Source organism: Diaphorobacter caeni (assembly GCF_015354245.1).
GTDB lineage: Bacteria > Pseudomonadota > Gammaproteobacteria > Burkholderiales > Burkholderiaceae_C > Diaphorobacter_A > Diaphorobacter_A caeni.
In genome coordinates this window covers 505,603-525,813 of the sequence record NZ_JADKYZ010000004.1, presented here as the reverse complement: position 1 = coordinate 525,813, position 20,211 = coordinate 505,603, and the positions used below count along the sequence as shown (strand labels likewise).

The 20,211-nt window shown below is 62.8% G+C and carries 15 protein-coding genes; 5 read left to right on the top strand and 10 right to left on the bottom strand.

From position 1 onward, the window contains the following. Positions 1-53: 53 nt before the first annotated feature. The 9 genes from ISG32_RS13150 to ISG32_RS13110 all read right to left on the bottom strand — a co-directional run bounded on the left by ISG32_RS13150 (position 54) and on the right by ISG32_RS13110 (position 11,334). Positions 54-1,109, bottom strand: a complete 1,056-nt coding sequence (locus ISG32_RS13150) for a porin (RefSeq protein WP_194771445.1) — start codon at positions 1,107-1,109, stop codon at positions 54-56. 120 nt (positions 1,110-1,229) lie between these two features. After that, a complete protein-coding gene (locus tag ISG32_RS13145) occupies positions 1,230-1,901 on the bottom strand; it encodes an aspartate/glutamate racemase family protein (RefSeq protein ID WP_194771444.1) in 672 nt (223 codons plus the stop codon). 60 nt (positions 1,902-1,961) lie between these two features. After that, on the bottom strand, positions 1,962-3,374 hold the full coding sequence (locus ISG32_RS13140; RefSeq protein WP_407645053.1) for an MFS transporter: 1,413 nt from the start codon (positions 3,372-3,374) through the stop codon (positions 1,962-1,964). Between the two features lie 457 nt (positions 3,375-3,831). Further along, complete coding sequence (locus ISG32_RS13135; RefSeq protein ID WP_194771442.1) at positions 3,832-4,731, bottom strand: MurR/RpiR family transcriptional regulator; 900 nt, start codon at positions 4,729-4,731, stop codon at positions 3,832-3,834. Between the two features lie 41 nt (positions 4,732-4,772). After that, a complete protein-coding gene (locus ISG32_RS13130) occupies positions 4,773-5,813 on the bottom strand; it encodes an acyl-CoA dehydrogenase family protein (RefSeq protein WP_194771441.1) in 1,041 nt (346 codons plus the stop codon). Between the two features lie 36 nt (positions 5,814-5,849). Beyond that, a complete protein-coding gene (locus ISG32_RS13125; RefSeq protein ID WP_194771440.1) occupies positions 5,850-7,043 on the bottom strand; it encodes an acyl-CoA dehydrogenase family protein in 1,194 nt (397 codons plus the stop codon). Between the two features lie 361 nt (positions 7,044-7,404). Further along, the gene (locus ISG32_RS13120) at positions 7,405-8,379 is read right to left on the bottom strand and encodes a tripartite tricarboxylate transporter substrate binding protein (RefSeq protein ID WP_194771439.1); all 975 of its coding nucleotides are present in this window, start codon (positions 8,377-8,379) and stop codon (positions 7,405-7,407) included. A gap of 23 nt (positions 8,380-8,402) precedes the next feature. Continuing rightward, a complete protein-coding gene (locus ISG32_RS13115) occupies positions 8,403-10,529 on the bottom strand; it encodes an acetate--CoA ligase family protein (protein WP_194771438.1) in 2,127 nt (708 codons plus the stop codon). A gap of 4 nt (positions 10,530-10,533) precedes the next feature. Further along, positions 10,534-11,334, bottom strand: a complete 801-nt coding sequence (locus ISG32_RS13110) for an enoyl-CoA hydratase (RefSeq protein ID WP_194771437.1) — start codon at positions 11,332-11,334, stop codon at positions 10,534-10,536. A gap of 87 nt (positions 11,335-11,421) precedes the next feature. On the opposite strand from ISG32_RS13110, the gene ISG32_RS13105 reads away from it, so the two are divergent. The 5 genes from ISG32_RS13105 to ISG32_RS13085 all read left to right on the top strand — a co-directional run bounded on the left by ISG32_RS13105 (position 11,422) and on the right by ISG32_RS13085 (position 19,212). Further along, on the top strand, positions 11,422-12,234 hold the full coding sequence (locus tag ISG32_RS13105) for an IclR family transcriptional regulator (protein ID WP_194771436.1): 813 nt from the start codon (positions 11,422-11,424) through the stop codon (positions 12,232-12,234). A gap of 63 nt (positions 12,235-12,297) precedes the next feature. Beyond that, entirely contained in the window at positions 12,298-14,037 is a 1,740-nt protein-coding gene (locus tag ISG32_RS13100; protein WP_194771435.1) for a hypothetical protein, read from the top strand. Between the two features lie 32 nt (positions 14,038-14,069). Next, entirely contained in the window at positions 14,070-15,797 is a 1,728-nt protein-coding gene (locus ISG32_RS13095) for a hypothetical protein (protein WP_194771434.1), read from the top strand. Positions 15,798-15,829: 32 nt separating this feature from the next. Next, positions 15,830-17,539, top strand: a complete 1,710-nt coding sequence (locus ISG32_RS13090; RefSeq protein WP_194771433.1) for a hypothetical protein — start codon at positions 15,830-15,832, stop codon at positions 17,537-17,539. 32 nt (positions 17,540-17,571) lie between these two features. Continuing rightward, on the top strand, positions 17,572-19,212 hold the full coding sequence (locus tag ISG32_RS13085; protein ID WP_194771432.1) for a hypothetical protein: 1,641 nt from the start codon (positions 17,572-17,574) through the stop codon (positions 19,210-19,212). 78 nt (positions 19,213-19,290) lie between these two features. Here the strand turns inward: ISG32_RS13085 and ISG32_RS13080 are convergent, their stop codons facing one another. Beyond that, on the bottom strand, positions 19,291-20,037 hold the full coding sequence (locus tag ISG32_RS13080) for an SDR family NAD(P)-dependent oxidoreductase (RefSeq protein ID WP_194771431.1): 747 nt from the start codon (positions 20,035-20,037) through the stop codon (positions 19,291-19,293). Between the last annotated feature and the right edge of the window lie 174 nt (positions 20,038-20,211).

The following is a 20,211-nucleotide window of genomic DNA, read 5'->3' as shown; positions in this document are numbered from 1 at the left end:
TGTCCCTTGCGCGGAGCGCCTCGAGGGGGCGTTCCGAGATCGTCAACACGCACTCAGAACGCGTGCCTCAGCCCCACGCTGAGCACGCGCTGGTCCTTGCCTTGGGCTCCCTGTCCGAAGAACTTCTGGCTGGCGTTGCCCTTGTTGGTGAGCGACACGACGTTGGCGATGAACGAGGTGCGCTTGGACAGGAAATATTCCCCGCCAAGCCGCACGAAGCGGCTGTCGTCACCGGTGCCGCGCTGATCGCGGGCGACGTAGTCGAGCGTGATGTTGGCGTTGGCGGACGGCAGCCCCCAGACCACGCCGACGTCATAGGCCGATGTCCTGCGCGCCGCCGGGTCCTCGGGCTTGCTGTAGGCGTAGCCGCCGTGCAGACGGAACTTGCCTGCCGACGTGGCGGGCAGCATGTAGCTTGCGCCCAGCGTGGCGAGCTGGGTGCTGTAGCCCGTCGCGGCCTTCTGGGTGCGCCAGGTCGCGCCGGCTTCGAAGGGCCCTCCGGCCGCGTAGTTGAGCGCGAATTCGGTGGTGTGGCCGTTGGCCGATCCTTCTCCGAAACCATAGAGCGCGCGCGCCGTCACGCCGGCCATGGAGGGCGCGATGTACTTCACGGAATTCGCCACCGTATCGCTGATCGCTGCGAACTCGCTGAACTGGAAGACGCCGTAACCGCCGAAGATGAAATAGCGGCTCATCACGTCGTCCTCCACATCCCACTGGCGGCCCACCGTCAGCGTGCCGAAACCGCCGCGCAGGCCCACGAAGCTGCCGCGATTGAAGAAGTAGCTGGCATTGGATTGCGTGCCGGTATCGAGCGCATAGCCCATCTCCAGATTGAACACGCTGGAGAGCCCGCCGCCCAGATCTTCCGAGCCGATGAAGCCCAGGCGTGACGCGGTGACCTTGCTGTTCTCGATCCGTGTCGAGCGGCCGATGCGGCTGCCGTCATTGAAATTGGAAACGTTCACCAGCTCCGTGGCGGCGATGCCGTAGATGCTGAGCGACGATCCCGAGCCCGCAGGCAGGCCGCGCGACGATTGTGCGGATGCGCTGGCGCCAATGCAAAGCAGGGTCAACGCGACGGCGGATTGAATCGATGTGGTCTTCATGATGATGAATCCGAAAAAGGAAGTGAATCGTGTGAACGCTTTGGGCACGGCTGCGCCCCGCGCACCTGCAAAGCGGCACGACGACAGCGTTCGAGCTGGTGGTTGTTGTGGGTGCGTGCGCTAGTGGCGCTGTCGCTCGAACCTCAGAAGTGAAGCGATGTCGCGCATGGCGGCCGCGACCGGGGAGATGACCGGCACCTGAAAGCGCGGAGCGATGCGCTCGGCGCTCTCCGACAATGGGCCGCCGCCAACGATCACAGCCTGCGCGCCATCCAGCGCGATGCAGTCCGCAATGGCCTGCGCAAGCGCCTCATCCTGCAGTTGCGGATCGCGCGCAAGCGCCAGTGGATCGGACGCCGGGATGCGGCTGCCGCAAAACAGTGCGCTCAATCCCAATGTCTGTGCAGAAGCGGCGATCGATGCCTCGAGCCCCGGCGTGGTGGTCGCGACGCCGAAGCGCCTGCCGCCCAATGCCGCCTCGCGCATCGACGCTTCCCCGATGCCGATGACCGGGATCGACAGCGCGTCGCGCAGTGCCGCCAGTCCCGGATTGCCGAACGCTCCGATGACGACGGCATCGACCTCGCCCGCGAGTCGCCGGCCGAGTTCGAGCACCTGCTCCACCGATGTGGCCAGTTCGGCATCGTTGGTGATCATGCTCGCGCCGCGCTCGGCGGTCGTGCTCCTGAGCGCCAGCCCTTGCGACAGCGACGCGCGAGCGAGACGGTGCATCGCCGCAGTCGTCGCCTGCGAGGTGTTGGGGTTGATCAGGAGCACGGTCCGCTGTGTCATGTCGGGAAATCGCTGTTCGTTCAAAAGGGTGTCGTCAATGCGGTGAAGGGACGTCCCCGCTCAATGCGCGGAAGCCGCCGTGCGCGTGGCCTGGAATCGGGAGTCCGGCGCGTCGCCATCCTGCTCGATGGACTTGCCGAAGGTCTCCGGCGCGAACTGCACGGCCACCGCAAAGATCGCGTACATCACGGCGATCATCGTGAACATGCCGGCCACGCCATGCAGGTCGAAGATCTTGCCCGCGAGCATTTGCGACAGCGCACCGCCCACCGTTCCCAGCGCGAGCAGGAACGAGGTGCCCAGACCGCGCATGCGCGTGGGATACAGCTCGGGCGCAAAGATCCAGATCGACGTGTTGAGCGTGAGCACGCAGAACTGGAAGAGCGCGCCAAAGACCAGCACCATGGCGACGCTGCTCGTGAAGTTGCCGAACGCCAGCCCCGCAAGACAGGCCGCGATGGCGCCGATGGTGAGCACGCGTTTGCGCGGGAACTTGTAGCCGAGCAGCGATGCGGTGATCGCACCCAGCAGGCTGCCGCTCTGCATCACGATGGTGAATGCGAAGCTCCTGGTGATGGAGTAGCCCTGAGAAACCAGAATCGTCGGCATCAGCGTGAGTACCGAGAGCTGCGCGCCGAAGGTCATCCACGACGCGGTGCCCACCGCCACCGTGCGGCGCAGATAGCCGTTGCTGAAGATGTCGGCCAGGCGCACGCGCTGCTCGTTCGGAGCGTTCTGCGCGTCGGCATGCGATGCTTCCGTGATGAATTCGCGATACTCATATTGACCATTGGCGAGCTTGCCTGCGGCCAGCATCGACAGCACCTGGTTGGCCTCCTTCACCCGGCCCTGCGAAAGCAGAAAGCGCGGCGTCTCGGGCACGAAGCGGCGATAGAAAACGATGAACACCGCTGGCAGCACCAGACAGCCAAACAGCCAGCGCCACGCGTTCTCGCCCGGGAAGATCGCAAACACGCCGAGCGCGAATGCGGGCGCGAGCATGTTGCCCAGACCGCCGCCGCCCACATTGATCAGCCCCACCGCCGTGCCGCGAAAGCGTGCCGAGCAGAACTCGGCCAGCATGGTCACCGCCGTAGTGATCTCACCGCCGAGCCCCAGCCCCACGACGAAGCGCGCCACCGCCAGAAACGCGTAGTTCGGCGCCAGCGCACATGCAATCGCACCGAGAGTGAACAGGCCCAGATTCACGTTGAGCATGAAGCGCCGGCCAAACCGGTCCGCGCAATACCCCGACCCCAGCCGCCCGATGGCCGCCGCGATGAACGTGATGGTGTTGAGAAATCCGATGTCCGCCCCGCTCAGGCCCCACTGCTCGCGCAGCAGCGGCCCGACGAGGCCGACGGCGTTCTGCTCGAATACATCGAACAGAACGCCGCACACCACCAGAAAGATGATGGTCTTGTGCGAACGCGTCGCACCAATTCCATCCAGCGCCGCCTCCAATTGGCGCATCTGCGCGTTTCTTGGTGCGGATGACGAAACCGTGGGTCCTTCAGCCATGCTCTTGCTCCCTGCAAATGGATTGTGGAAGTTGTGAAAGAGGGCGAACGCTCTGACGATGATCTGCCCTGACTTGGGGCGTGGAATACGCCCCAGTTCAGGAAAAGCAGTTTTCATGCCATTCGATATCTGAAAATCAATTTTCCTTCACCCGCGAACAACCGTCGACAGGGATTTCCCCAGATACCGTTTCCAAACTTCAAACAGCGAACCCGCGAAGCAAAGCGGGCGCCCGAATCCACCACTCCAACGGCAAGGCAGCCGCTCGGGCAACGCGTGAGGCCGGAGATATCACTTCGGTATGGCAAGGCTTGGACAACGCAGCATGAGGGGCTGTATAGCCGTCCCAGAACGACCCACGATTCAAGCCCCAAAAGAGCCAAGACCGTGTGGAGATCGTCAATACGCTCTAACGCTTCAGTTCGGAAAGAACGTCGTGTTCGGCTTCGACGGTGGTGAGTCTGCGTCGCCCGGCTGCGCCTGCGCGCCGCATGACCCGCGTGGCGATCAGATCGCAGAGCATGATCACCGCCACGTGGTTGTCCAGCGGCCCCGGCGCCGCGCTGTGACAGCGCAGCACCCAGCGCGCGGGCACATTGGCCGTGCCGGAGAGCTGGTCGGTCACATAGACCACCTGAGCACCCGCCCGCGCGGCGCTGGCGGCGAACCGTGCGGTGATCGGCAGGCTGCGGCGCAGTGCGAACACGACCAGCACGGTCTTCTCGCCCATGTCCACCGCGTACTCCGCCAGTGTTTCGCCCGCGCCCGGTATCACCTGCGTTCCCGGCAGCAACTGCGCCAGCTGCCAGCGCAGATACGCCGCGAAGTTCCGGTTGTTGCGGTAGCCAAGAAACATCACGCTGCGCGCGCCGCAGATGGCACTCGCGATATCGTCGATCATGGCTTCGTCGATCTGCGCGAACGTGGCGGCCATGTTCTCGCAGGCCTGCTGGATGTGCTCGGCGACGAAACCTCCGGCACCGGCGTCACCGCCCGCTTCCGGCCGCGCCACGAACAGCGGCGATCCGCGCGAGCGCTCCTCGCGCGCATGGCGGCGCGCCTCCTCGTAACTTGCATAACCGAGCCGCCGCGTGAAGCGCGTGACCGTGGCGTTGGACACGCCGACCAGCTCCGCCAGTTCCGAGGCGTTGTAGCTCGCCATGTCGCCCGGAAAATCCAGAATGAACTCGCCCAGACGCCGCTCGGACGGAGGCAAGGTTTCCATCAACTGCCGGATCTGCCCGAGGAAGGACAGCGAGGACGGAGACGTAGACGGCGACGAGGAGGGGGGTACGACAGCGGAGCTCATTGAAGCGGCAGTGTACGACGCGCCCGTGCCCCTCCCCGACATCACGCGAGCGCCAGCTCCTCCACGGCCGTCAGCGCCTTGGACGCCCCGCCGAGCCGCGCCGCCAGTCGCTGCGCGCGCTTGAGGTACAGATGCGCGTCGTGCTCCCACGTGAAGCCCATTCCGCCGTGGACCTGAATCACCGTGCGCGTGGTGTTCAGCGCGCCGTCGATGGCCGTCCATTCGGCGGCTGCGCAGGCGAAAGGCGCGTCGGGCAACTGACCGTCGAGCGCGGCGCTGGCGTAGAGCGCCGCGAGGCGCGCGTTGTCCACCGCCATCCATGCGTTGGCGAGCTGGTGTTTGATGGCCTGGTAGCTGCCGATGGGTTTGCCGAACTGCACGCGCTCGGCCGCGTAGGCGGCACCGAGCTTCAATGCGGCCTGCGCGACGCCGATGAGCTCGGCGCACTGCATGAGCCGCCATGCGCTGCGGGCGTGGGCGCGCTGGTCGACCCCGATGTGGTCCATGTTCAGCCAGTCCAACGAGGCACCCTGCGCAAGGCCTGGGCATTGGCGCACGGTGGGGTCCAGTCCGGTCGCGGATTGCGCATCGGCCACGGCGGGGCGGATGGCGATGCGCAGCGGCTGCGACGGGAAATTCAATCCGTCGATCACCACGACGTCGGTGCATTGCGATGAGAAATCCCAGATCCGGTCGGCCGCGTCCACACAGTGTGCCGCTCGCTCACCGGCAAGAATGCCGCTCAGAAGCGATTTGAGGACCTCTGGCGCGTTTTTTTCGTCGGCCTTGAGCAGGAGGGGCAGCAGCACCGCGCTGCTCGCCCAGGGCGCATTCAGCAACTGGCCGCCTGCGGACTCCGCCACGAGGTAGGCGTCGGTGAGGCCCAGCCCCAGTCCGTCCATCGCTTCGGGCGCGAGCAGGGACATCCAGCCCATGTCCGCCATGTCGGCCCAGAGCTTCTGCTGCGCGGCGTCCGAAAACGGCAGCGCCTTGCGCGCACGCGCCAGCGGGTGGTTGTCGGCGAAGAAGCGCTGCGCCGATTCCAGCAGCATCTGCTGCTCGTCATTGAGTGCGAAATCCATGGTGTTTCGGTTTCCGTTTTCTTTTCCGTTGCTCGCTCAGCCCTTGGGCAGCTGGAGCATCTGCTCGGCGAGGATGTTGCGTTGCACCTCGGAAGTGCCCGCCAGGATCGTCTCGGCGCGCGTCCACAGGTAGTCGCGCGTCCACAGCGAGGCCTCCCGGTCGCGCTCGAGGGCCTCGGCGCCGACGAGCGCACGCTCGCCCAGCACCTCGTTGGCCAGCACCATGAGCTTCTGGTGCGATTCGCTCCAGTGCAGCTTGGTGGCCGAGCCCTCCGGCCCCGGCGGGCCGCCGCGCAGCGCGTTGGTGAGCGCGCGAAAGGTCTTGAGCTTGAGCACATGGCTGTCCACCGCGAGGCGCGCGATCTCGCGGCGCAGATGCGGGTCGCTCAGTTTCGACTCGCCCGTGTCTTCATCGACGACGGAAGCGGCAAGCTGCTTGAGCGCCGTGACCTCCTGCGCGAAACGCACCTGGCGCGGAATGAAATACGTGCCGCGCTCGAAGCTCGCGGCGGCCATGGCGAGGCGCCAGCCGCCGTTTTCTTCGCCGACGAGGGCATCGAGCGGCACCTTCACGTCTTCAAAGAAGACCTCGTTGAAATCCGACTCGCCGGTGATCTGGCGGATGGGCTCGACGCGCACGCCCGGCATTTTCATGTCGACGAGCAGAAAGCTGATGCCCTTGTGGCGCTGCGCTGCGGCGTCGGTGCGCGCGAGCACGAAGCAATAGTCCGCGATGTGCGCGAACGAGGTCCATACCTTGTGGCCGTTCAGCAGGTAGTGGTCATCCTTGCGCTCGGCGCGCGTGGAAAGCGATGCGAGATCGGAGCCAGCGCCGGGCTCGGAATAACCCTGGCACCAGATGTCCTGGTTCGAGAGGATGCCCGGCAGAAAGCGCGCCTTCTGCGCGTCGTTCGCGAAGTGGATCAGCGTGGGCGCAAGAATGCCGTGGCCGATGATGTTCACGCCCAACGGTGCGCCGATGCGCGCCTGCTCCTCATGGAAGATCGCCTGGCGCGTGAGCGGCCAGTTCTTGCCGCCGAGCGCCTCGGGCCAGCCGAGGCCGGACCAGCCTGCGCGGCAGACATGGTCTTCCCATGCGCGGCGCCATTGAAAATCGTTGGGGTCGGGGTCGGTGGGCCAGGCGGCCTTGAAGCGGGGGAATTCGGTTTCGAACCAGGTGCGCACCGTGATGCGGAATGCTTCGTCTTCTGGGGAGTAGCCCACTTGCATGGTGCTGTTCTTTCTCTGTCTCTGGGATCACTTCCTCGCCGTTTGCGGGAGAGGGTGGGTGAGGGGCTTCGCTCTTGGGTCTACTTGCTACAGCTGCGCGTTTGATTGCGGAGGCCGGGACTGCCCCCGGCGGGGCAATCACTTTTTGGTCTTGCCCAAAAAGTAATCAAAAATGCGCTTGGCGCTTGGAAGACCCACCGCAGAACTCACTTTGCGATCTTCGATCGCGCCGTTCGGACAACCGCGGTGAGTCAGTTTTGAAGAGGGCTGTTGCGCCTTCTGGCGCAACAGGGGTGGGGCGTTGATGCTCCGAGCAGGTTGCTTTTCTTGCCTGCTTGACGACATCTCCCGCTGGCGCAGATCAGTCCGCCTTTGCGCCGGAATCCTTCACCACCTTGGCCCATTTCACGATGTCCTTCTTGATGAAGTCGGAAAACTCGGCGGGGGTGTTGCCGATGATTTCGAGGCCGAGGGACTGGAATTTCTCCTGCACTGCGGGCTCCTTGAGGACTTCCATGAGTTCGGTGTGGAACTTGTTCACGACCGGCGCGGGCGTGCCTGCGGGGGCGACGAAGCCGAGCCAGGGCATGGCTTCATAGCCGGGCAGGCCGGATTCGGCGACGGTCGGCACGTTGGGCAGCAGCTTGGAGCGCTTGGCCGTCGTCACTGCGAGCAGGCGGATCTTGTTGTCGTTGATGAAGGGCTTGGACGATGCGTACGCGTCGAACATCACGTTGATGTTGCCGCTCACCAGATCGAGCAGGGCGGGGGCGCTGCCCTTGTAGGGCACGTGCTCCATCTTCACGCCGGCCATGGTGTTGAAGAGTTCGGACTCAAGGTGCGTCGAGGTACCCGCGCCGACCGAGCCGTAGTTGGCCTTGGTCGGGTTGGCCTTCACCCAGCTCACCATCTCGGCGACGTTCTTGGCTGGCACGCTGGGGTGCACGCTCAGCACGTGCACGACGGATGCCACGAGCGAGATCGGTGCGAAGTCCTTCACCGGGTCGTAGTTCACCTTGCTGTAGAGCGCGGGGGCAATGCCGAGCGAGGACGCGGCGAGCAGCACGGTGTGGCCATCGGGCGCGGACTTGGCCACGTGCTCCGACGCGATCATGGTGCCCGCGCCGGGCTTGTTCTCGACGATCACGGGCTGTCCAAGCCGGTTCTTCAAACGCTCGGCGAGCGTGCGCGACATGATGTCGGTCGCGCCGCCCGGCGAGAAGGGCACGACGATGGTGATCGGCTTGCTCGGGTAGCCGCCTTGGGCGAAGGACGCACCGCCCAGTGCTGCGGCGGCGACAGCGATCGTGGTGACGGCGATTTTCTTGATGAACATGGTGAGTTGTCTCCTCTTGGTTTTCAGTGGTTGGAAATGGTTTGCGCAGCGGGCAGCACCAGCGCGTCGAGCATGCACACGCCCTGACCCTGCTCCTTGACGAGCAGCGGGTTGACCTCGACCTCGTCGGCCTGCTCCTGCAGCGCCAGCACGGCGCGCGAGAAAGCGGCGATGGCGGCGCAGGTGGCGTCCACATCGCCGAGCGCGCGGCCTCGGTAGCCGGTGAGCAGCGGATAGGCCTTGAGCTCGCCGAGCATCTCGCGCGCCATGGCCTCGTCGACCGGCAGCACGCGGTGGCTCACGTCCTTGTAGAGTTCGGTGAGCACGCCGCCGAGGCCGACGGTGAGCGTCATGCCGAACACGGGGTCGCGCGTCGCACCGACGATGAGCTCGGCCACGCCCGATTCCATCCTGCAGATCAGCGCGCCATCGATGCGGGCCTTGGGGTCATATCGCGCTGCGCTGGCCAGCACTTCGTTGAACGCCTTGCGCACGTCATCGGCGCTTTGCAGACGCAGGCGCACGCCACCGGCCTCGGTCTTGTGCGCGATGTCGGCCGACAGCACCTTGAGCACCACCGGATAGCCGATGGCGTCCGCCGCCTGCGCGGCCTCGTCGGCCGTCGTCGCGACGCGCTCGGCGCCTGCGGGCATGCCGTGCTGCACCAGCAGCTGCTTGGTGCTGTATTCGTCAAGGCGCGCGGGCAGAGCGGTGCGCGCGGGCGCGGGCTGCTGGCGCACGTCGAGCCAGCGGTTGTGCTTGCGCCGCTCCTGCCACAGCAGGAAGGGCGAGAGCGCGGAGATCGCCACGCCAATGTCCTCGAACACCGGCACGCCGCCATTGCGCATCTGCTCGCGCTTTTGCGCCGCACCGGTGTCGATGGCGACGAAGAGGCGCGGGAACTTTTCGGCCACGGCGCACAGGTCGTCAGCCATGCGGTCGAGCATGTAGCCCGGCGCGTAGACCACCACCGCGTCGATGGCGTCGCTCTGCGCGAGCGCTTCCATCGCGGTGCGCACAAAGCCGGGATCGTTGACCACGTTGCCGGTCACGTCGACCGGATTGCTGACCATGCCGTAGTCGGGAATGCCCGCGCGCAGCATGTCCTGCAGCGCCTGGGGCAGCGTCGGCACTTCGAGCCCCTGCAGGATGAACTTGTCGGCCAGAATCGCGCCGAGCGCACCCGAGATGGTGATGATCGCCACGCGCTTGCCGGCGCTGCGTTGGCGGTACTGCGCGAGGTTGGCGAGCTGCGCCATCTGCACGAAGTCGTTGCTCTGGATGATGTTGAGCTGCTTGAACGCGGCGCTGTAGATCTGCTGGTCGCCCGCGAGCGCGGAGGTGTGCGAGCGCACGGCCTCGGAGCCCTTCTCGGTCTCGCCGGCCTTGTAGAGAATCAGCAGCTTGTCGCGCCGCGCGAATTCCTCGGCCGCCGCGATGAAGCGCTTGCCGTCGCGCAGCTCCTCGATGTAGCCCATGCAGACTTCGGTGCCGTCGTCCTGCGCGAGATATTCAAGATACTGCGCGAGATCCACGCAGGCTTCGTTGCCGGTGTTGATGAAGTGGCTGAACTCCACGCCCAGCCGACGCGCAATCGCGTAGACCGCCGCGCACACGTTGCCGCTTTGCGTGAGCAGGCTGACCGTGCCGCTGCCCGGCTGCATGGGCGAGGTGTTGAACACCGACGCGAAATTGGTGTGCACCTGGCCGTTCAAGTTGGCAAAGCCCATGAGATTGGGGCCCGCGACGACCATGTCGGTGGTCGCGACGAACGCTTCCATATCGTCCTGCAGCAGCTTGCCCTTGGCGCCTTCTTCGGCGAAGCCCGCCGCATAGACCAGCACGGCGCGCGCGCCCTTGGCGTGGCAGCGCCTGAGCATCGCGGTCACGTCGGCGGCGGCAATCGCGAGCACCACGAGATCGGGCGCTTCGGGCAGCGATTCGATGTCGGCGTAGCAACGCTGGCCGAACACTTCGTCGTACTTGGGGTTGATCGGATAGATCACGCCCTGGTAGCCGAACTTGGTCAGATGCGCGATGGGCATGCCGCCGATGCGCGCGGCATTGTTGCTCGCGCCGACGATGGCGATCGATGCGGGGTTGAGCAGCGGCTCGAGGCGGTGGGTGGCTTTTTTCACGGGGGAAAGCATGTCTTCAGGCCGTCTTCTCTGGGTTCTTCTGGATGGCGTTGGCGAGACCGCGATCGCGCGCGGTCAGAAAGCCTTCGCTCAGATGCGAGAGCTGGTGCGTGTCGAAATGCGCCTCGAGCGCGGTGCGCAGGCCCTGCGCGTCGAGCGAACGGTTGATCGAGCGCTTGATGAGCCTGAGCCCGAACGGCGGCGCCTTGGCGATCTGCTGCGCCATCGCGAGCGCGGCGTCGCCGAGTTCGGCATCCGCCACCACGCGGTTGACCATGCCGATCTCCTTGGCCTCCTGCGCGGTGATCTTGCTGCCGGTGAACAGCATCTCCTTGGCCTTGCGCGCGCCCATCACCCAGGGGTGGATCAGCACCTCGGTCGCGGCGGCGCCCAGCGTGTGGCCGACCGGGTCGGAGAAATACGCGGAGTCGCTCGCGATCACCAGATCGCACATGTTGGCGATCATGAAGCCGCCGGCCACGCACGCGCCCTGCACCTGCGCGATGGTGGGCTTGGGGAAGTCCCATATCTTGAGCGAGTAGTCGAAGTAGCGCAGCTCCTCGTAGGCCCAGCGTTCCTCCACGGTGAAATTCGCGCGCTCGGCCTGCGCCTGCTTCAGGTCGTGGCCCGCCGAGAAATGCGCGCCCTTGCCGCCGACGATCACCACATTCACCGAGTTGTCCACACGCGCCTCGTCGAACGCGGCCATCAGCTCGTCGAGCATCTGCTGACTCTGCGCGTTGCGCTGCGCTTCGCGCGCCAGCAGGATGCGGCGCACCGCGCCGTGGTTCTCGACTTCGATCGTCTCGTAGGTCATGGGTCGTCTCCTTGTCTTTGCGATGGCATTCAGTCTAGACTCGCAAATTCCTGCATTACAAACACAATCGAGACTTTTTCCCACAATATGGACACCCCCGTTTCCACGTCTCCCGCCAGCGTCACCGGCTCCGCCACGGCAGGCGCGCAAAGCCTGCGCCGCGCCCTGAACCTGCTGCGCCTGCTGGCCGAGCACCAGGAGGACGGCATCACGCTGACCGAGGTGATGGCCGCCTCGGGCCTTGAACGCTCGACCGCGCACCGTCTGCTCTCGTGCCTGGCCGAGGAGCAGTTCGCCGAGCGCGACGCCACCTCCAAGGTCTACCGCCTCGGCATCGACGCCATGCAGCTCGGCTTCGCCTCCATGCGCCGCGTGCCGCTTGTGGACAACTGCAAGCCCCTGCTGCAGAAGCTCGCGCGCATGTCGGGCGACACGGTGTTTCTGGTGATCCGCCAGGGCGACTACTGCCTGTGCCTCGATCGCGAGGAGGGCCACTTCCCGGTGAAGGTGTTCACCACCGACATCGGCGGGCGGCGCCTGCTTGGCCTCGGCGCCGGTGGCCTCGCGCTGATGTCGCGCCTGTCCGACGCCGAGATCGAACGCATCTACGACCGCCACGCCGAGGAATACCTGCACGCCCACTTCACCCGCGAATGCCTGCTGCAGGCCGTGCGCCGCACCCGCGCGCTCGGTTACGCCGACATCACCGACACCCTCACCGTCGGCGTCTCGGGCGTGGGCTGCACCTTCACCGCATCGGCCAGCACCCAGGCGGCGATCAGCTTCGGCGCCATCTCGCCGCGCCTGCCGCCCGAGCGCAAGAAGGAAATGGCGAAGCTGCTCATTGAGCAGTTGATGCAACAAGGGTCCGCTATCGAGAATAGAGGACAACCTGCTTGACACATTCCTCCGGTACACACAGGCTCAGGCACAACCCAAGTTGAAATGTCTGGAGTTCCGGAGATGCGTTTTCTGAAGCAATGTCTCTTGCCCGCCCTCATGGTGGCAGCCTTTTCCACGCCTGCACTCGCCGCACGCGAGTTCACGCCGCAGTCCGGCCTGTGGATGATTCCCTCTGAAAACAACGGCCAGCCGGGACGTGGTTTCTCACTCGACGTGCAGGGGAATACCGCGTTTTTGCAGGTGTTCAACTACGAGAAAAGCGGTGCGGCGACCTTCCACACCGCAGTCGGTCAGCTTGATGCAGCTGCGTCGATGACGGTGCCGTTGCTGCGATTCAAGGACGGGCGCTATCTGGGAGGGCCAACACAAGACGCGGTGGAGGATGGATCGGCGGGCGACGTAACCGTGACGTTCTCCGATGGGTTGAACGGGACGATTCAGTTTCCGGGGGAGGCGGTGCAGCCGATTGCGCGGTTTCTGGTGCCGGAGAAACAGCCATTCTGGTGGACACAAGTTTCTGAGTCTCCGCCCTCCAGCAGAAATGGCACTCGCGAAATGGTCCTTACAGCAACCAGTGCCAACGGAGCACGATATGCGTGGCAGGCATCTCTTCATTTGCATGACACACAGGACAAATTCCAACTGTCCTTCTACCCCACCCAGCCGTACCTGAATACGAGTTCAAGCGAGCCACCCGCCACACTCGAATGTCAAATCGAACAGAGCACGCAAACAGTGGATTGCGTACCAGCCAGGACCAATGTTTCCGGCGAGACATCGGTGGACGCGTTGGCGATTCAACGCATGCGTTTTCAGTTCGTCGGACGGGACGTTGTCGGTTTCATTCAACCTGCCGCAGACCGAACATCAAGACTTGTTGTCAACGGAATGACATTCTCCAGTCGCAGCTCATTGCAAATCAAAGGACTATTGGAATTCACTTCCAAGACGTACGGGGTGTTTGACTTGATGGCTGACGCCTGCATCCTCAGCTGCTTGACCATGGGCGATTCGCACATCACCATTCTGCCCACCAGCGGTGCGTGGATCATCGAGGCCGAAAGCCAAGGAACGCCCGGACGCGGCGTGTTTCTCGATGTGCAGGACGAGACCGTGATTGTGCAGACATCGGACTACCTCCCCAGTGGTGATGCCACCTTCCACATGGGGGCAGGCAAGCTGAAAAGTTCTGCTACGTGGGCTGGCGACACCACTGCGACCATGCCACTGTTTCGTTATGGCGGTGGACGCTACTTTGGCGGACCTCCCCTGACCGGGCGAGAAGAAGCCCGCGCAGGAGACCTGACGCTCGCGTTTTCGCCTCAATACGGAACAGAGTTCACGGACTTTGGAACTGGCGATGTCGGCCTGCCGGGTGAAAGCGTGCAACGCATCCGGCGACTGCAGTTCGAGCCCCACTCCGTTAGCATGGAAAACATGCTTGGTGAATATCTCACCATCTGGGACAAGTGGGAGGGAACTCTTCAGCGTGAGGAACGCTGGGTCAGGCTGACACGAGTGGATGGTGATGTCGCCAAGAATGACGACGGCACCGTCCAATGCAAACGCAACGACTCTGGTCAGAGCGGCAACTACAAGATGCTCTGTCTTTGGAACGAAAGCGCCGATGCGAAGTACGACCCCATGAAATGGTGGCGCCGTGCTGAAATGGAAATTCACCCATTCCTTCGCGAGGTAGCCCATAGCAAACCGGTCCTGCGTACCCGCGACCGCCATGGCAACTGGCTGGGCCTCGGCGCAGTGAGTCTGCCGGGTCTCGCCATTCCTCAAGACCAATAACCCCCACGACCAAAACGAGACAGGAAACCCACATGAAACGCACGCTGATGCATCTCATCCCTGCACTGCTGGCTGTGTTCTGCGCAGTGCCCGCTTTTGCGGCACGCGAGTTCACGCCGCAGTCCGGTCTGTGGATGATTCCTTCTGAAAACAACGGCCAGCCGGGACGTGGTTTCTCGCTCGACGTGCAGGGGAATACTGCGTTTTTGCAGGTGTTCAACTACGAGAAAAGCGGGGCAGCCACCTTCCATACGGCGGTGGGGCAACTTGACGAGTCCGCGTCAATGACCGTGCCCTTGCTGCAATTCAAGGACGGGCGCTATCTGGGAGGGCCAGCACGAGACGCGGTGGAGGATGGATCGGCGGGCGACGTAACCGTGACGTTCTCCGATGGGTTGAACGGGACGATCCGGTTTCCCGGTGAGGAGGCGCAGCCGATCTCCCGTTTTGTCGTACCGGAAAAGTGGCCCCACTGGTGGGCTCAGATCACGCCATCGCCTTCGCTTCAAAACAAGGAGGGGTGGCGCCACATGCAGTGGACGGCAACCAGCCCCGACGGGGTGCGTCATGTCTGGGAAGCATTCCTTTTCAAGGGCGAGAACGACCGGCTCTGGTTGGGATTGGCGCCGCAGATTGACGGAGATACGAGCGGAGGTGCGTTCGAGTGCCGCTTTCTGACCGACACGCAGGTCTTCGACTGCACCACCACACGCCGCATAGAAAGCGGTTTCTACTTTAGTTTTGAATCGAAGGAGCCCCCCGAACTTCAGCGACTGCGTTTTCGCGTCTTCGGCCCCGATGTGGTGGGAGTGATCCAACCCACATCGAACCCGACCCAGCGCATGACTCTCAATGGCTCGCAGTACGGCAGCTTCCACTGCAATGGCGCGCATTGCACCGGTCCAAACGAACGCAGCGCGAGAGTCTATGTGGACTCGGAATTCCTCTACGGAACGTGCATCACGGGCTACTGCGGCGGCTACGACAACGTCACGCTCATTCCAAGCAGTGGCGCATGGATCATTCGGGATGAAAACACGGGCCGCCCCGGAAGAGGTGTGTTTCTGGACGCCCAGGACGACACCATCATCGTGCAGACGTCGGACTATCTCGCCGCCGGGCATCCGACATTCCACATGGGGGCAGGCAACTTGGTTGGCTCCAGAACATTCGGCGAAGACACCACGACATCTCTTCCGTTGGTGCGATACAAGGATGGACGCTATTTCGGAGGTCCGGCACGGTCAGGCACCGAGGCGGCAAACGACGGAGACATGCGGCTCAGCTTCTCACCGCGAAAGGAAGGTAGGGGATCGCTGGACTTCGGAACCGGTGACATCACACTGCCGGGAGAAGGCACAACACGCCTGCACCGCCTGATGCTGGAGCCGACCATGGCGGGCAGCATGGCCCATATGCTGGGCGAGTATCTGCTGATCTGGAATACGGCACAGGGCAAACGTCGGCAATGGGTGCGACTGACCCGTATGGAAGATGTTTTCGCGATGAATGACGATGGCACGGTGCAGTGCTATCAGGGCTTCGTGAACGTTATTCAATATTCGATGACCTGTGCCTTGCTACCCACACCAAACATCAAGCAGGACTGGATCGGCAGCGCATCCGTCACGAACGTGATGCCTTTCCATCGGAACGTACCAAGTCGTGATTTCCTGATGCGCACCCGCGACCGCCATGGCAACTGGCTGGGCCTCGGCGCAGTGAATCTGCCGGGTCTCGCCATTCCTCAAGACCAATGACCCCCACGACCAAAACGAGACAGGAAACCCACATGAAACGCACGCTGACGCATCTCATCCCTGCACTGCTGGCAGTGTTCTGCGCAGTGCCCGCTTTGGCGGCACGCGAGTTCACGCCGCAGTCCGGACTGTGGATGATTCCCTCTGAAAACAACGGCCAGCCGGGACGTGGTTTCTCACTCGACGTGCAGGGGAATACCGCGTTTCTGCAGGTGTTCAACTACGAGAAAAGCGGTGCGGCGACCTTCCACACCGCCGTCGGTCAGCTTGATGATGCGGGATCGATGACGGTGCCTTTGCTGCGATTCAAGAACGGGCGCTATCTGGGCGGGCCGCCTCAGGTTGCGTCCGAAGACGGCACACCAGGCAATGTCAGTGTGCGGTTCACGGATGGGCTCAACGGAACAATTCAGTTTCCTGGCGAATCGCAGCAACCCATCGCTCGCTTTGTGGTTCCCGAGGCCCTTCCCTACTGGTGGAGCAAACCTGCCGCTGCGCCGGAAATAAAGGCAGGAGGCATCCGGGACATGAGCTGGATATCAAGGACCAGCAGTGGCACACAAATTCTGTGGCGCAGCAGTTTGTCCAACCTCGCCGATGGGAGCCTGTCACTGCAGCTATCGCGTGTGAATGAACGGGATTTGTATCCAACGCCGCATACTTTCGATTGCCGACTGGAGGAGGAAACCCAGGTAGTGGACTGCCTTGCGCAGACATCGACGAACGAAGCGACAACTGGCGTGATTGTCGATCGGGTGCGTTTTCGAACGTTGGGACGCGACATCGTTGGTTTCATGCGACCCACTTCGAATCACGGCGAGCGTTGGCTGCTCAATGGCTTCAACGAAGGCAGCACAAGATATACCTGTACCACCGAGCCCTGCAGCTATCTGAACAACATCACAACGTGGGCATACTCGTCAAGCGCATTTCCGGGAGGCGCTTGCATCCCCGAAATGTGCAACTTCACCTATTCCCTGATGGTGCTGCCAAGCAATGGGGCGTGGATCATTGATGACGAAAGCAATGGCCAACCGGGACGTGGCGTGTTTCTCGACGTTCAGGAAAACACGGCCATCATCCAGACCTCCGACTATCTGCAAAGCGGAGAACCCACTTTCCACATGGGAGCCGGCAGTCTGCGGGCTTCTCCAAATGGTATCTCGGAGACCACTGCCGAAATGCCCTTGATCCGATACCAAGGGGGGCGTCATTTTGGTGGACCCGCGCAATCTGGATCAGAAGCTGCGAATGCGGGAACGCTTCAACTCATGATCTCGCCGTTGAAAGACAGTGATTCCACGGACTTCGCGACTGGCAGCATCCGCCTGTCGACTGAAAGCGCCAAACCCATGCATCGTCTGCGCTTTGAAGCCTCCTCAAATCTGCTTGCCGACAAGTTGGGAGAGTACTTCATTCGATGGAAGACTGCCGGAGGCTACATACAACGATGGGAGCGCCTGACACGCCTTGAGGATATCTTCGCGACAAACGACGACGGTACCGTCAAATGCTATGTTTCCACACCCAGCGAACCTGACGGGTTACGCTGCGCTTGGCTGCCTTCGCCCAACATCAGTCAAGCTTGGCTTGGAAGCGCAAGCCTGACCATCAGTCCTTTCCAGCGCAAAACAAATCCCAATGCCCCGGATATGTTGTACCGGACACGTGACCAGCATGGCAACTGGCTTGGCCTCGGAGCGGTAGATCTGCCGGGTCTGGCGATTCCACAAGACCAATGACCCCCACGACCAAAGCGAGACAGGAAGCCCACATGAAACGCACGCTGACGCATCTCGTCCCTGCACTGCTGGCAGTGTTCTGCGCAGTGCCCGCTTTGGCGGCACGCGAGTTCACGCCGCAGTCCGGACTGTGGATGATTCCCTCTGAAAACAACGGCCAGCCGGGGCGTGGTTTCTCACTCGACGTGCAGGGAAACACCGCGTTTTTGCAGGTATTCAATTACGAGAAGAGCGGTGCGGCGACCTTCCACACCGCCGTCGGTCAGCTCGACGCGGCAGCATCGATGACCGTTCCGCTGCTGCGCTTCAAGGGTGGTCGCTATCTGGGCGGGCCTGCGCGGGATGCGGTGGAAGATGGATCAGTGGGCAAAGTCACGGTGACGTTCACAGATGGTCTCAATGGCACGATTCAGTTTCCGGGCGAGTCCGTGCAGCCGATCTCACGGTTTCTCGTTGGCGATCGGTTGCCCTACTGGTGGAGCATGCCGACTGGCAATCCCGAGGGGACGGTCAACAGCGGCGTTTCGATGCAATGGACCTCGGTGGATCGCTCAGGACAACCCAGACTCTGGAACGCCTGGCTCTCGGCTACGGAATCCGGTCAGTTCCAGATCCGTTTCAACGGTGGCAAGTGGGTATCTTGCGCATTGAACAGCGACAACCTCGTCATGGAATGCATCGACAACGACGTCTACCCTGCCACAAACCCAATAGGGATGCTGAATGTGCAGCGCGTGCATTTTCGAATCATTGGCACGGACGTCGTCGGCTTCATGCAAGAAAATGGTGACCTGAATGCCCAATCAGTCATCAACGGTAGAGTTACTGGAAAAGGTCGTGTCCTCACAAACGACCCCGAGGATTGCGTAATCACCTGTCCTCCCGCTGCAGTATCTGTGGACATGCGCAGCACATGGCTGCTTTCGAACGGTGCATGGATCATCGATGAGGAGAACACCGGTCGCGCAGGGCGCGGAGTGTTCATCGACCAGCAGGACGAGACCCTGATCGTGCAGACGTCCGACTATCTTGCCGACGGCCAGCCCACCTTCCGTATGGGAACAGGGCGTCTGCCGACCGTGGAGCCGAGGAAAGACGCCGAGTCCCTGCTGCCCTTGGCGCGCTTTGCAGGGGGACGCAACTTCGGTGGATCGGCCCAAACGGGAACGCAAATCGCATTGGATGGCGACGCAAAGCTGACATTCCGCCGTGCCCAAAGCGGCAACGCTGCAGACTACGCCAGTGGCGATATCACGCTGCCGGGCGAATCAGCCCAGCGAATGCACCGCCTCGAACTGGAGCCCGCCACGCTGGACATGGGCAACATGCTGGGGGAGTATCTGGTGCGCTGGAGAGTCGACGCAACGCAGGGCAGCTTCCAAACGCAATGGATGCGCCTCACGCGCGTTCAGGACGGGTTGGCCATGAACGATGACGGCACCGTGCAGTGCTACCGCAACACATCGCTCAGCCCGTATTTCATGCGTTGCGCGCTGCTGCCCAGTCCCAATATCCATCAAAACTGGATTGGAAGCGCATCCATCACCCAGTCACCATTTCGCTGGGGCGCCGCGGAAGATTCGGACGCCATCGCTCGCACCCGTGACCGCCATGGCAACTGGCTGGGACTCGGTGCGGTGAATCTGCCGGGTCTGGCGATTCCTGCTGATTGAACACCCATCTCACCAGAAACAAGGGCTGCTTGTGGATAACTCGCAGCCCTTGTTCTTTTTCCGAACCAATCGTTCAGTTCAGGTCAGATTCAACCCGCCATCCGACAGTACAACCTCGCCCGTGAGGTAGTCCGAGGACACCAGCATCGCGACGACCTGGGCGATGTCCTCGGGTGTGGCGCCTCGGCGCATGGGCGATTTTTCGCTCCAGAGCGTGCGGGCGGCGGTCCAGGTTTCGGTGAGCGGGGTGTCCACCAGCCCCGGAGCGACGGCGTTGACGCGGATGGCGGGGGCCAGGTTGAGGGCGAGCAGGCGCGTCATGTGGTTCAGGGCCGCCTTGCTGGCGGAATAGGGGATCGACGCGCCCTTGGGGCGCACGCCGGCGTGCGAACTCACGTTGACCACGCAGGCCGGTTTTCCGCGCAGCTCAGCGGACGCGCGCAGAGCGTCCTGCGCATGGGCGATCAGCCGAAAAGGCGCGACGACATTGACTTCGTGCATCTCATGCCAGACCTCGGGCGTGGCCGCAAGCAGGTCGCCATGCGGGATGACCTGACTTATTCCAGCGTTATTCACAAGCACGTCGAGGCGACCGCACTCCAGCAGCGTCTCGCGGATCAGCCGCTGGCGGTCTTCTTCATGGGCCAGGTCGGCCTGTAGATAACAGGTGTGCGGCAGTTCATTGGCCATCGCCTTGCCGATGTCGACGCTGCTGCGCGAATGAAGAACGACGGAAAAACCGTCCTGCAGAAGTCGGCGCGCGATGGCCGATCCGATTCCGCTGGTGGAACCGGTCACGAGAGCGACGGGACGCGTGTTGGTCATGTAGGTGAAACGAGGCGTTTTGCTGAAAAAAGAAGCAGCTCAGTATGGTTTTGACTATTTTTTGGGCAATTGACGTGATTTTTTGCCATGTGAAAAGAAAAAACTGGGTGCGTTTTGGAGTGCGGCTCTGATGACGTTGTTCTTTAATAGTGTTATTTATATATGTTGATAGTA

Bases quoted from the DNA above. Each gene is read 5' to 3' on its own strand.
- ISG32_RS13105 (WP_194771436.1), top strand. From the start codon at position 11,422: ATGGACACCCCCGTTTCCACGTCTCCCGCCAGCGTCACCGGCTCCGCC.
- ISG32_RS13090 (WP_194771433.1), top strand. From the start codon at position 15,830: ATGAAACGCACGCTGACGCATCTCATCCCTGCACTGCTGGCAGTGTTC.
- ISG32_RS13130 (WP_194771441.1), bottom strand. From the start codon at position 5,813: ATGGATTTCGCACTCAATGACGAGCAGCAGATGCTGCTGGAATCGGCG.
- ISG32_RS13140 (WP_407645053.1), bottom strand. From the start codon at position 3,374: ATGCGCCAATTGGAGGCGGCGCTGGATGGAATTGGTGCGACGCGTTCG.
- ISG32_RS13115 (WP_194771438.1), bottom strand. From the start codon at position 10,529: ATGCTTTCCCCCGTGAAAAAAGCCACCCACCGCCTCGAGCCGCTGCTC.
- ISG32_RS13145 (WP_194771444.1), bottom strand. From the start codon at position 1,901: ATGACACAGCGGACCGTGCTCCTGATCAACCCCAACACCTCGCAGGCG.
- ISG32_RS13085 (WP_194771432.1), top strand. From the start codon at position 17,572: ATGAAACGCACGCTGACGCATCTCGTCCCTGCACTGCTGGCAGTGTTC.
- ISG32_RS13080 (WP_194771431.1), bottom strand. From the start codon at position 20,037: ATGACCAACACGCGTCCCGTCGCTCTCGTGACCGGTTCCACCAGCGGA.
- ISG32_RS13095 (WP_194771434.1), top strand. From the start codon at position 14,070: ATGAAACGCACGCTGATGCATCTCATCCCTGCACTGCTGGCTGTGTTC.
- ISG32_RS13125 (WP_194771440.1), bottom strand. From the start codon at position 7,043: ATGCAAGTGGGCTACTCCCCAGAAGACGAAGCATTCCGCATCACGGTG.
- ISG32_RS13120 (WP_194771439.1), bottom strand. From the start codon at position 8,379: ATGTTCATCAAGAAAATCGCCGTCACCACGATCGCTGTCGCCGCCGCA.
- ISG32_RS13135 (WP_194771442.1), bottom strand. From the start codon at position 4,731: ATGAGCTCCGCTGTCGTACCCCCCTCCTCGTCGCCGTCTACGTCTCCG.
- ISG32_RS13110 (WP_194771437.1), bottom strand. From the start codon at position 11,334: ATGACCTACGAGACGATCGAAGTCGAGAACCACGGCGCGGTGCGCCGC.
- ISG32_RS13150 (WP_194771445.1), bottom strand. From the start codon at position 1,109: ATGAAGACCACATCGATTCAATCCGCCGTCGCGTTGACCCTGCTTTGC.
- ISG32_RS13100 (WP_194771435.1), top strand. From the start codon at position 12,298: ATGCGTTTTCTGAAGCAATGTCTCTTGCCCGCCCTCATGGTGGCAGCC.